The 11,940-nt window shown below is 30.7% G+C and carries 12 protein-coding genes; 3 read left to right on the forward strand and 9 right to left on the reverse strand.

Annotated features, from left to right (window positions below; genetic code table 11):
- Positions 1–88 precede the first annotated feature (88 nt).
- The 8 genes from ACVCZW_RS19025 to ACVCZW_RS19060 all read right to left on the reverse strand — a co-directional run bounded on the left by ACVCZW_RS19025 (position 89) and on the right by ACVCZW_RS19060 (position 5,842).
- A complete protein-coding gene (locus ACVCZW_RS19025; RefSeq protein WP_452233198.1) occupies positions 89–688 on the reverse strand; it encodes a methyltransferase domain-containing protein in 600 nt (199 codons plus the stop codon).
- Entirely contained in the window at positions 688–984 is a 297-nt protein-coding gene (gene trxA / locus ACVCZW_RS19030) for a thioredoxin (protein WP_452227831.1), read from the reverse strand. Before trxA ends, ACVCZW_RS19025 begins: the two co-directional genes overlap by 1 nt.
- Before the next feature lie 13 nt (positions 985–997).
- On the reverse strand, positions 998–2,017 hold the full coding sequence (locus ACVCZW_RS19035) for a c-type heme family protein (protein WP_452233199.1): 1,020 nt from the start codon (positions 2,015–2,017) through the stop codon (positions 998–1,000).
- Positions 2,018–2,028: 11 nt separating this feature from the next.
- Positions 2,029–2,298, reverse strand: a complete 270-nt coding sequence (locus ACVCZW_RS19040; protein ID WP_452227829.1) for a heavy-metal-associated domain-containing protein — start codon at positions 2,296–2,298, stop codon at positions 2,029–2,031.
- Positions 2,299–2,300: 2 nt separating this feature from the next.
- On the reverse strand, positions 2,301–2,660 hold the full coding sequence (locus ACVCZW_RS19045; RefSeq protein WP_452233200.1) for a rhodanese-like domain-containing protein: 360 nt from the start codon (positions 2,658–2,660) through the stop codon (positions 2,301–2,303).
- A gap of 120 nt (positions 2,661–2,780) precedes the next feature.
- Positions 2,781–4,196: an MBL fold metallo-hydrolase gene (locus tag ACVCZW_RS19050; protein ID WP_452233201.1), complete on the reverse strand. Its 1,416-nt coding sequence runs from the start codon at positions 4,194–4,196 to the stop codon at positions 2,781–2,783.
- 171 nt (positions 4,197–4,367) lie between these two features.
- A complete protein-coding gene (locus ACVCZW_RS19055) occupies positions 4,368–5,162 on the reverse strand; it encodes a sulfite exporter TauE/SafE family protein (RefSeq protein WP_452233202.1) in 795 nt (264 codons plus the stop codon).
- 47 nt (positions 5,163–5,209) lie between these two features.
- Positions 5,210–5,842, reverse strand: a complete 633-nt coding sequence (locus ACVCZW_RS19060; RefSeq protein ID WP_452227825.1) for a Crp/Fnr family transcriptional regulator — start codon at positions 5,840–5,842, stop codon at positions 5,210–5,212.
- Between the two features lie 193 nt (positions 5,843–6,035).
- Here ACVCZW_RS19060 and ACVCZW_RS19065 point away from each other — a divergent pair, with 193 nt between their 5' ends.
- From ACVCZW_RS19065 to ACVCZW_RS19075, 3 genes are all read left to right on the forward strand, one after another.
- On the forward strand, positions 6,036–6,470 hold the full coding sequence (locus tag ACVCZW_RS19065) for a response regulator (RefSeq protein ID WP_452227824.1): 435 nt from the start codon (positions 6,036–6,038) through the stop codon (positions 6,468–6,470).
- An 81-nt stretch (positions 6,471–6,551) separates the two neighbouring features.
- Complete coding sequence (locus ACVCZW_RS19070) at positions 6,552–9,281, forward strand: TonB-dependent receptor (RefSeq protein ID WP_452233203.1); 2,730 nt, start codon at positions 6,552–6,554, stop codon at positions 9,279–9,281.
- Positions 9,278–11,140, forward strand: coding sequence for a YfiR/HmsC family protein (locus tag ACVCZW_RS19075; RefSeq protein WP_452227822.1), 1,863 nt, complete (start codon positions 9,278–9,280; stop codon positions 11,138–11,140). Before ACVCZW_RS19070 ends, ACVCZW_RS19075 begins: the two co-directional genes overlap by 4 nt.
- Here the strand turns inward: ACVCZW_RS19075 and ACVCZW_RS19080 are convergent.
- A complete protein-coding gene (locus ACVCZW_RS19080; RefSeq protein WP_452227821.1) occupies positions 11,103–11,873 on the reverse strand; it encodes a M90 family metallopeptidase in 771 nt (256 codons plus the stop codon). The two genes, ACVCZW_RS19075 and ACVCZW_RS19080, sit on opposite strands and share 38 nt — an antisense overlap.
- Positions 11,874–11,940 lie beyond the last annotated feature (67 nt).

Here is an 11,940-nt window from a genome sequence, read left to right on the forward strand (position 1 = left end):
AAAAAAAAGGATAAATATGGATTTCTTTTTAAAATTTTTATATAATATGAATACGATATTTTCCCTTTTTCAGGAAATACATCTTTTATTAAACAGTAGTTATTATATTCTTTTTCTGAATGATAAAAAACAACTCTTTGTCTTGTCTTGATGCAATAGAATTATAGGAAGCTTCCATTATTTTAGTATCAAAATAATGCTTAAAATATTCAATATATTCTAATTTACAACCTCCAAAAGGTGGATGTGTTTTATTTAAAGGTACATTAAAAAGTAAGCCTACTACTTTTCCATTTACCTGTAACATTTCAAATGCTTTTGCGGCATAAGCTGCTCTTAAATTAGGATCTATAGCGCAAAAAAAAGTTTGCTCCATAATGACATCAAAAGTCATGTCGACATCAAAAAAATTATTTAGAATAAGATGTGAAGCAGGAAAGGAAGGTACTCTCGTTTTTATATTGTCGAGTGCTGTTTTAGACAAATCAACAACATACACATTTTTAAATCCTTTATTATGAAGGTATTCCGCTTCATAGCTATTCCCTCCTCCTGGAATTAGTATTTTCAACTCTTTATTAGATAACTGATCGATATATTTTTTTAATGGTGGAGAAATTTCGCCTAAATCCCAACCAATATCCTCAGTTTGATATCTATTATCCCAGAATTTTTCGCTTAAATCCATTAATTAGAAGTGGTAATTATTTTAATTAATTCTTCTTTTTGAAGGACTCCAGATTGTCGCCAGACTTGTTTACCATTTTTAAACAAAAGCATGGTTGGCACACCTTTTACTTGGTATTTTGCTGCTAATGTTTGATTTTTATCCACATCTATTTTAAGTATAGAAACGTTTTCGCCTAAAGCATCTTTTACTTGTTTTAAAACCGGAGCTAATGCTTTACATGGTCCACACCAAGTTGCAAAAAAATCTACTAATACTGGTTTATCTTGATTTATTATTTCTGAAAATTTACTCATAACTCAATTAATTTTATTTATCAAAAGTTACACTCCAAATACCTCTAACCTCATTAACACCATAACCGATAGCTTTATCTTGAGGATATAAACTAGAAAGTTTACTTAATGTTAGGTTCTTTATGTCTTGATCAGGTTTTCCGTGACATTGTAAACACATTGCATTGGTTGTTATAGGATAATACACATGTACTTTATTGTCAAACAGATCTACAATAGGTTCTGGTTCTTTACTTTTTTTTATATCGTTTTTAAAAGAATTAATATACGCTAATTCTTTTTTATTTGCTAAATTATTTGGATTTCTAGGTTTATCGGAAACACGTTTTATAATTGCATGATGCACTACAGACATACTATCGGTTAAAGGATATGCTTTTTCATTACAAAAAGTTAGCGCTTCTAATGTTCCTTTTTTTTGAATAGTTCCCATTAGGTTTTTACCTAAAACCGCTTTGGTAGCTAGTGCATATTTTAAACCACGTTCTCCATAGGTTAAAGAATCCTTATTAGCGTTTGCTTGTTGCTTTTGCATGCCTTGTCCATTTCTCATTCCTTTGCCTTTACCCATTCCATTACCTTTCCCTTTGTGCATGCTTTTTTCTTCGTTAAAATGGCTTTCAAACCATTCCGGTTGTTCAATATCAAAATCGAACATATAGTCTGCAATTTGAGCAATAGTTTTCTCTGGAAAAGTTTGTTTTGGCATTACTCCAAAACGTTTTACTGCTCCAAACATTTTAGCATCTTCGGTATTTGGGTTTATAATCCAAGCTTGCATATCTGCAATAAATTGTTGCTTGGTAGTACCTTTCTTGATATAATGCTTTTTAATGGCAATCATTGGTGGACCAATTCTATCTTCCTGACTTGCAGTTGGACTATGACATGTATAGCAATTGGTTTCCAATAGTTTTTTTCCTGGATGCTGGTTAGCTTCCATTTGTTTTTCGAAAGCAGTATATTCTTTTTTGGAATTGTTACAGCTAAAAATCAACGTTAAAAAGACAACGAATAGTATTACATTTTTCATGATACATTATTTTATTTAGAAAGCCTCCCTGTTGCACAGCTCACAAAAGATTTTGCTTTAGATACAATATTATTATCTTCATCAATGGAAGGATAACCTAAAGTTTTAAGTTTATCTTTTACAGCTAAAGGATCTGCTTCATTACTAAAACGAAATGAAATTCTACTTTCATCAAGGTCTATATGAATATCAGAAATATTTTTAATTTCAGATAATTTAGTAGTTATCGTATTTACGCAACCACCACATTTTAGGTTTTGTACTAGTATGGAAGTTTTCATTTTTAATTATAGTTTAGTATTCCACCTTTAAGATCATAAATTTCTGTAAAACCCATTGCTTCTAATTTTTTTGAAGCCTTGCTGCTTCTTCTTCCACTTCTACAATAGATATAAACTACTTGATCTTTGTTTAATTTATTAAATTCCAAACTAAAATTATTAGCGTAGAAATCGATATTTATGGCTTCCGAAATATGCCCAGTCTCATACTCTCTTGGAGTTCTAACATCTATTAATTGTACGTTTAGATTTTCTGTTTGTCCTTTGAAATCTTCCGAAGAAAGCACGGTAATCACGCTACTTTCTGTACTATTTAATCCTAATAATGTTGTTATAAAAAATATGCTTATTATGTATTTCATTTCATGATTTATTTTCTATAAAAATAACGAATAAAACCCTATTAGTTAGTAACCTTTGTTACACAAAAAAGCGCGTATTACCATAATGCAATACGCGCTTTTATTAACTAAAAACTAATTTTATTTTAAGGTACTAGGACAAACATAGTCCGTTGTTGGTACATTTGTTTTTTTAATAGCGCCATAACCACCAGCAACATCGATTAAGTTATGAATACCTCTACTTTTTAAAATAGAAGCTGCAATTACCGATCTATAACCACCAGCACAATGAATATAGAAAGGTTTATTTTCTGGAAACTCGCTTAGATGGCTATTAATAGTATCTAACGCTGTGAGTTTTGCACCATCTACATGCTCTGCAAGATATTCGCCATCTTTTCTAACATCAAAAATAACATCTTGGTTGGCTTTATAGCGTTTTGCAAATTCTTCGGCAGATATAGAAGTTATAGAATCATATTCCATTCCTGCTTTTTTCCAAGCTTCAAAACTACCCGCTAAATAACCAATAACATTATCAAAACCTACACGAGAAAGTCTGGTGATTACTTCTTCTTCTCTTCCTATTGGCACAACTAATAATATAGGCTGACTTACATCTGCAATTAATGCGCCTACCCAAGGTGCAAACCCACCATCAATACCAATAAAAATAGAACGTGGTATATGTCCTTTAACAAAATCTGCTTGATTACGTACATCTAAAACAATAGCTTCCGTTTCATTAGCTGCGGCTTCAAAAGCTTTTGGTGTTAATGGCTTTTGGGATTTTGTCATTACTTTATCAAAACTTTCATACCCTTGAATATTCATCATTACGTTTTGAGGAAAATAAGCTGGTGGTTCTGACAAACCATCTAAAAGTTCGGCAATAAATTCCGCTTTAGTCATATTTGCACGTAAAGCATAATTCACCTTTTTTTGATTCCCTAAAGTATCGGTAGTTTCTTTACTCATGTTTTTACCACAAGCAGAACCTGCTCCATGCGCTGGAAAGACAATAATATCATCTGGAAGCGTCATAATTTTATTTCTTAGAGAATCATATAAATAGCCCGCTAGCATTTCTTGCGTTAAATTTGAAGCTATTTTTTGCGCTAAATCTGGTCTACCAACATCCCCAATAAAAAGTGTATCTCCTGTAACGATACCATATTCTATTCCGTTTTCATCCATTAGCAAATACGTGGTACTTTCCATAGTATGACCTGGCGTATGGATTACTTTAATTTTGTAATCTCCCACTTCAAAGACCTGTCCATCGGTAGCTATTATAGCGTCATACGAAGGTTTTGCTGTAGGGCCAAATACTATTTGTGCTCCAGATTTCGCCTTTAAATCTAAGTGACCAGAAACAAAATCTGCATGAAAATGCGTTTCAAATATATACTTGATTTTTGCATTATCACGCTTTGCTCTATTAATATATGGCTGTACTTCTCTCAATGGATCTATAATAGCTGCTTCGCCTTTACTTTCTATATAATACGCTGCATGTGCTAAACAACCGGTATAAATTTGTTCTATTTTCATTTTTTAATTCTATTTAATTTTGGTAAAAATGTGTTCGCCTTTCGGCTTGGTGCATTTTTTAATTCTATTTAATTTTGGTAAAAATGTGTTCGTATATGAGACATTCCAATTATTTTACTACTTCAAATTTACTACTATTTTTATTCTTTTTTTGCAACATAAGTTACATTCTTAAAAAACCAACTCCTTGAAAACAATATAAATAGACATGACCAATACAAACCACCCAAAGCTCTTTTTTAGTTTTTTACTGGATATAAATTTAGAAAAATAACCACCTACTAAAATTCCTATAATGGTTAAAAGAGAAAATATTAATAAAAACGACCATTCTATTTCTAAGACTTGTACATCTCCATAAAAACCTATTAACGAATTTATTGCTATTATTATTAAAGACGTACCTACGGCTTTTTTCATATCTAAACCAGCCCAAAGTACTAATGCTGGCACATATAGAAATCCGCCACCCGCTCCTATAAGACCTGTAATAACACCAATAATAACACCTTGGATAAAAGTTTTATAATAGGGTTGCGAACCACTACTAATTTGCTCTTTCTTTTTTGATTTAATCATAGAAAAAGCAGCTAAAAACATGATTATTCCGAAAAATATCATGATTGCCATTCCTTTTGTTAAAGAAAATGCTCCAATAGTAAAAAGTGTTTCTGGAATTGCTGGAACAAGAAATCTTCTTGAAATATATACCGCCATAAACGACGGGAAACAGAATGCTAATCCTATTTTAAAATCTACCAATCCTTTTTGATGCTTTTGAATAACACCAACTAGTGAGGAAGAACCTACCACAAATAAGGAATATGCTGTCGCTATTACAGGATTATATCCTAAAAAATAAACCAATAATGGCACGGTAAGAATAGATCCTCCTCCACCTATTAAGCCTAATACTGCTCCAATTAAAAAAGCACTTAAATACGTTATTATTTGCTGTACATCCATATGAATAACAAAGGTAATTTATATAAATTAACAGTGTGTAACATGCGTTACAAATCTAAAATTTTAATACTATTTCTGTGTAATTCAATTTTTCCTAAATTTTCTAGTGCTTTAAGTAATCTAGAAATGACTACTCTTGAAGTATGTAAATCTCTAGCTATTTCTTGATGTGTTACCACAATAACCTCATTATGATTTACCATTGCTTTATCTTTTAAATACTTAAACAAACGTTCATCCATTTTTAAAAAAGCAATAGTATCAATAGCTTCAAGCAATTCTGTCATTCTGTTATGGTAACTCTGTAATACAAATTGTTGCCAGGATTTATATTTACCCAACCATTCTTCCATTTTTGCAATAGGTATCATTATTAACTTGGTATCTGTTTCGGCAATTGCTCTAATTTCACTTTTAGAATTTCCCAAACAACAAGATAATGTCATGGCGCAAGTATCTCCTTGCTCAATAAAATATAAAAGAAGCTCATCTCCATCTTTATCTTCCCTTAAAATCTTAATGGCTCCGCTTACTAAAAGTGGCATGGATTTTATATAATCTCCAATTTCTATTAGTTTAAAACCTTCCGGAATGTCCTTATAAGTACCTACATTATTAATTTCTTGAAGCAATGCATCTTCAAATAAATAACCATAATACTGTTGTAATTCGTCTAACATAATAAAATATTCTTCTTCACAAAGTTATATAAATAACTTCGTTGTAAATTACTATTGCCATATTATTGAAGTAAGTACTTCGTAGTTATCTAAAACCACAGCCTTATGGCGTTCTTATTTGCTTTTCATCGATTAGAAATAAAATAAAATATATAGATAAGAAACAAACCATTTATTTTTTTAAAATTGCAATATGACTAATAATTACTCCATTAATTGCACCCTCTTAATTGATGACGATAAAGTTATCAATTTTTACAATGAAAAAATTGTAAACAGACATAATGATTTCGGACAAGTAACCTCTGTTAACAGTGGCCAAAATGCATTAGATTATTTAAAAGATGCCAAGAATGGATTAATAGCAAAACCAGATTTAATATTTCTAGATATTAATATGCCTGCTATGAATGGTTGGGAATTTTTAGAAGAATTTAATAAAATAGATTCTAACTTCACGAACTCTATAAAAGTTATTTTATTGACTACTTCTAATAATCCGGATGATTTTAAACGTTCTAAAACCATTGAAATAATTTCAGATTTTATTAACAAGCCACTAACTTCTGATATTTTAGACCACGTTAAGCAAAGTCATTACATATTAGCTTCCAGTAAAAAAACGTAAAGCCCTCTTCACTTTACAAAGATTTTTTTATACTTGAAGTTTTTACTTACAAGTAATTATTTTTTCTTAATTTAGTATTGCATGTTAAAACTAAATAATTCGGTGCCATATTTTAATAAAAATGCTTTAATTTTCTTAGTTATATCACTCTTTACCTTTTCTGCATTTTCGCAGAATAAAGTTAAAATAACAGGAAAAATATCAGATCAATTTGGAAGTCTTCCTGGAGCTAAAATTAGCATTGAAGGGTCAAACACGTCTACTACTAGTGATGTTAATGGAGATTACGTTTTAAATATTGAAGAAGGTGATGTTATTATTCATGTAGCCTTTATTATGTACAAAACAGCAACCAAATCGGTACACGTTAACGCTGGTGAAGAAGTGGTTTTCGATTTTATTTTAGAAACTGGTTTTTCTATAGAACAGCCTGTTTCCTTAGGCTCTAGGGCAGAACCTAGTTCCGTATTAAAAACAACTGCCCCTGTAGATATTATTTCTCCACAAGATATTACGAACTCACCTCAAATAGAGTTAAGCCACATATTACATTACTTAGTACCTTCTTTTCACTCTACAAATCAAACCATATCGGATGGAACAGACCATATAGATCCTGCTACTTTAAGAGGTTTTGGTCCAGATCAAATATTAGTATTAGTAAATGGTAAACGTAGACATAACAGTTCCCTTTTAAATGTGAACGGAACCGTTGGTAAAGGAACGGTAGGTACCGACTTTAATGCAATTCCTGTGGCATCGATTGAAAGAATAGAAATTTTAAGAGATGGGGCAACCTCACAATATGGATCGGATGCTATTGCGGGAGTTATTAATATCATACTAAAAAAACAAACCCAATCCATAGATGTACAAGGACGTGCAGAACAAACTACAGCAGGAGATGGTTTTACTACTTATTTTTCGGCAAATTTTGGTTTTGAAGTAGGAAAAAAAGGATTTATAAATATTACTGGAGAATACCGAAATAGAGAAGCATATAATAGAGCTGGTGATTATAATGGTTTAGTATATTCTAATGATCCGGATGAAGATGCAGACTTAATTGCTGCAAATAATTTTTACGGGCAAAATGAGTACTCCGGGAAAAGAGTCATGGAAATTGGTAATGCTTCTACACAAAATCTTGCATTATCCTTTAATGGAGAATTCCCCATTTCAAATAATTCTTTATTTTATTTTCATGGAGGGCGAAATTACAGAGAAGGAAAATCTAAAGGTTTTTACAGGTTTCCGAAAGAGATAGATCGTGTGGTATTAGAATTATTTCCGAATGGTTTTTCTCCAGAAATATTAACCGACATACAAGATGATGCCATTTCTTTAGGATTTAAAGGAGAAAAAAATAATTGGAAATTAGATTTTAGTCATACCATTGGTATTAACACTCTAGATTATACGGTAAACAATTCAAATAATGCATCCTTAGGGATTACCTCTCCTCGAACTTTTTATTCGGGTGGATTTTCTTATAAACAAAACACATCTAATCTAGATATTTCTAGAGGTTATGATTGGTTATCTGGAGTAAACATCGCCTTTGGAGGAGAATTACGTGTAGAAAACTATAACATTATTGCTGGTGAAGAAGATTCTTATTTGGATGGAAACAACACCTATATAGATAGTGATGGTATAGAACAGCAAAGTATTGCTGGTGCTCAAGTATTTCCAGGTATTCAGCCTGAAAATGAACTAAGCAGATTTAGAACCAACAGTTCTGGATATATAGATGTAGAAGTAAATACATCGAAAGAAACCTTACTTAAAGCTACTGCTAGATACGAGGCTTACAATGATTTTGGAGCACAGTTTGTTTGGAAACTATCTGGAAGATATAAAATAAGTAAAGATTTAAATTTTAGATTAGGCTTATCTACAGGATTTAGAGCTCCTTCCCTACACCAAGTATATTTTCAAAGTATAAGTACACAATTTATTGATGGCGAAATTGTACAAGTGGGAACTTTTAATAATGAAAGTGCCGTTGCTAAAGAAGCTTTTCAGATAAAAAATTTAAAACCAGAACTTTCCAACCACTTTAACGCAGGTTTTTCTGGTAAACTAGCTGAAAAATTATCCTTTACTGCAGATTATTACAATATAAAAATTAAAGATAGAATTGTGCTTTCTGGACGATTTGATGAAGGCTACGAAGCAACCCTAGAACCATTTAATGTTGGTGCTGCTCAATTTTTCTCTAATGCCATAGATACAAAAACGATTGGTTTAGATGTGGCTGTACATTACAAAAACAAAATTGGTAATGGTGAATTAAACGCATCTTTAGCAGGAAATTTAAAACAAACGGAAGTTATTGCTCTTAATAAAGTTTCTGATTTTTTAGAAGGTCAAGAAAGCACTTTGTTCAATCGTGAAGATATAGCTAGAGTAGAATTTGGACAACCAAATTATAAAGTAAATTCTATCATATCCTATCATTTTGATAAATACAGAATACAATTAGGAAACACCTTTTTTGGAAAAGTAAAATATGTAAACGCAGAAGATGGTATTCAAGAAAATTGGGTATTAAATGAATTTTCTGGAGAACTGGAAACTAGAGACCAAACGTTTTCTTCTAAATTGGTAACAGATTTAGCACTATCTTACACCTTTGAAAAAATATGCAATATCACACTTGGAGGAACAAATATCTTTAATGTGTATCCAGATAAACACACACACGCTGCCAATACAGAAAACGGTAACTTTATTTATAGTAGAAGGGTTCAGCAATTTGATGTTAAAGGTTCTAATTATTACGTTAGATTTTTATTAAAATTATGATAATAATTACAACTAAATCCTCCTTAAATTTAAAAGCTATTTTAGCCTTTTTGTTCGTCTGTTTTCTTTTTAATTTTACTGCACAATCCCAAGAATCCAATAATGAAGAGATTAAACGTATACAACGAAGTATCTTTATTTTTAATTTTGCACAACAAGTAAGTTGGTCTAATCTAGAGGAACTTGACCAATTTAAAATTGGAGTTCTTGGTCCCGATAGAACCATTATAGACTTAAAATCCTTATCCTTAAAACGAAGAATTTTTAATAAACCTGTTCAAGTTGTAAATTTTAATGCTGTAAAAGACATTGGGAATATTCAGGTGCTTTACGTTAATAATCACTACAATTATAATATTAACTACATTCTAAACAAAATAGCAAATAAAAACATTTTACTTATTACAGAAGATTACAACTATAATACTTCTATGATTAATATGGTTAATGTAGATAATTCTTTTGAATACGAAATAAACGAAAAAAGCATAGAACGTGAAGGATTTCAAACTGCTGAAAGTTTAGGTGAACATGCAATAACTTCTTCAGACAAATGGAAACTTCTTTATAAAGATGCAAGTAAAAATTTAAACAAAACAAAAGATACCTCAGCATTACAAGAAGTAATAATTAAAAATAGTGAAAAGGAGATTCGAGATAAAACAAAAACGATCCTAGATAAAAATAATGTAATAGACACTATTTCTATAAAATTGAATGATCAGAAAAACTGGATAAATCAATTAAACAAATACAATAGAATACAAAACAAAAAGATAGAAGATAAAATTGCTATAGAAAAACAGTTAGAGCAAATTATAGACTCACAAATAGACACCTTAAAATCGCAAAGTGAAACGATAAGAGAAAGTAACGAAAAAATTAAAGTTCAGAATGATTTTCTAACAACGCTATATCAAGATATTGAAAAAAAGCAAGCTATTCTAAAAGAAAATGATAGTCAAATAAGCAAACTAAAATTATTTAATTATTTATTAGCAGCATTAGCTTTGTTAACGCTTATTGCCTTTTATAGCATCTATAGAATGTATGTTTCTAATAAAAAATACCTGCAAGTATTAAAACAAAAAAATGCTGTTATTTATAAGCAAACACAAGAATTAGCCTCGCAAAATAAAGAGCTAGAACAATTTGCTTATATTACTAGTCATGACCTTAAAGAACCTTTAAACACCATTTCTGGATTAATTGTATTGTTACTAGATGAATACGAAGACAAATTAGATGAAGACGGACAAATGAGTTTAAACTTTATTAATGAATCTAGTTTAAGAATGAAATCACTCATTGATTCGCTTTTAGAATATTCTAGATTAGGAAAAATTAAAGAGTACAACGCCATAAATACTTCTACATTAATGGAAGCTATAAAAATAGATTTAGGGAGCATGATATCTAAATCTAATGCTAAAATAACCACTAAAAACCTACCAATTATCACTGGTTCTGATATAGAAATACGCTTATTATTTCAAAATTTAATAAGTAATAGCGTTAAATTTATAGATGCAAACACTACGCCCAATATAATGATTTCATGCATTAAAACCGAGGATGAAGAATCTCAAGAATATTGGCAATTTGCGGTAACAGATAATGGTATTGGTATCCCAGAAAACTACCAAGACAGAATATTTGCTATCTTTCAACGGTTACATAATAGAGAGAAATATGAAGGAACTGGTATTGGATTAGCACATTGCAAAAAAATTGTAGAATCGCATGGCGGAAAAATTTGGTTACAATCTAAAGAAGGAATCGGAACCACTTTTTATTTTACAATACCAGTGGAAACAAACGCTACTTTTTTGGCTGCTGAAAACAAACGGAAAGCATAGCATACAATTCGGGATGCTTCTGTTTAAAAAGCTTTGGTCTTTCAAAAAAATACTCGGAAGCTACCGCAAAAAATTCAATGTCACTTGTACCTCCATAATTTCTAATATCCGATGCATCGTTATTAATAGCTTCCATTTCTTTGTGCATTAATGCTAACCAAGGCGCAATATATTCTTTACCTAGAAAAAACGCTGGAATACCATCGGTTTCCCCATCCATTTTATCTAATAAATGTACAAATTCATGCACTGGCGTATTGTGTTTATCTGTTTTGTTATTAAAGGCTAATCGGATTGCTTTTTTAGAGAGAATCATTTGTTTCTCAAAACGACCAGTTCCTACCATTCCAAGAATTTGTTTATTTTCATCTGTATCCGAAAACTGTAAATCCGCATTAAAACTATCGGGATAAACAATAATACCAGACAAGTTATTGTAACTCCAATTAGAAAACCCAAATACCGGAATAATAGCACTAGAAGCTATTAAAATCTTATCTAGTTCTTCTATTTCTGTATTTACTCCATCAATATGTATTTCACTTAAAAAAAGCATAATCCGTTTTCTAAATATTGTTTGATTTTCTGGAGTTAAATTTTTATAAAAAAGTACCTTTTCCATTAAAATAGCATGCCAATGTTTTGGCGTTTCTTGTACCTTTTTAGCTTTCATGACATAGAAAGCATAGCAAACAAAAATTACAAATACTATAAAAACAAATGTGTAAATCATATTCTTAAATTGTATTTGCAAAATATTCTATTTTTTAGAGAATAAAAAAATATACGATCACTTATCT

This window comes from Lacinutrix sp. MEBiC02595 (assembly GCF_053601555.1).

Bases quoted from the DNA above. Each gene is read 5' to 3' on its own strand.
- ACVCZW_RS19050 (WP_452233201.1), bottom strand. From the start codon at position 4,196: ATGAAAATAGAACAAATTTATACCGGTTGTTTAGCACATGCAGCGTAT.
- ACVCZW_RS19075 (WP_452227822.1), top strand. From the start codon at position 9,278: ATGATAATAATTACAACTAAATCCTCCTTAAATTTAAAAGCTATTTTA.
- ACVCZW_RS19070 (WP_452233203.1), top strand. From the start codon at position 6,552: ATGTTAAAACTAAATAATTCGGTGCCATATTTTAATAAAAATGCTTTA.
- ACVCZW_RS19035 (WP_452233199.1), bottom strand. From the start codon at position 2,017: ATGAAAAATGTAATACTATTCGTTGTCTTTTTAACGTTGATTTTTAGC.
- ACVCZW_RS19040 (WP_452227829.1), bottom strand. From the start codon at position 2,298: ATGAAAACTTCCATACTAGTACAAAACCTAAAATGTGGTGGTTGCGTA.
- ACVCZW_RS19045 (WP_452233200.1), bottom strand. From the start codon at position 2,660: ATGAAATACATAATAAGCATATTTTTTATAACAACATTATTAGGATTA.
- ACVCZW_RS19055 (WP_452233202.1), bottom strand. From the start codon at position 5,162: ATGGATGTACAGCAAATAATAACGTATTTAAGTGCTTTTTTAATTGGA.
- ACVCZW_RS19025 (WP_452233198.1), bottom strand. From the start codon at position 688: ATGGATTTAAGCGAAAAATTCTGGGATAATAGATATCAAACTGAGGAT.
- ACVCZW_RS19065 (WP_452227824.1), top strand. From the start codon at position 6,036: ATGACTAATAATTACTCCATTAATTGCACCCTCTTAATTGATGACGAT.
- trxA (WP_452227831.1), bottom strand. From the start codon at position 984: ATGAGTAAATTTTCAGAAATAATAAATCAAGATAAACCAGTATTAGTA.
- ACVCZW_RS19060 (WP_452227825.1), bottom strand. From the start codon at position 5,842: ATGTTAGACGAATTACAACAGTATTATGGTTATTTATTTGAAGATGCA.
- ACVCZW_RS19080 (WP_452227821.1), bottom strand. From the start codon at position 11,873: ATGATTTACACATTTGTTTTTATAGTATTTGTAATTTTTGTTTGCTAT.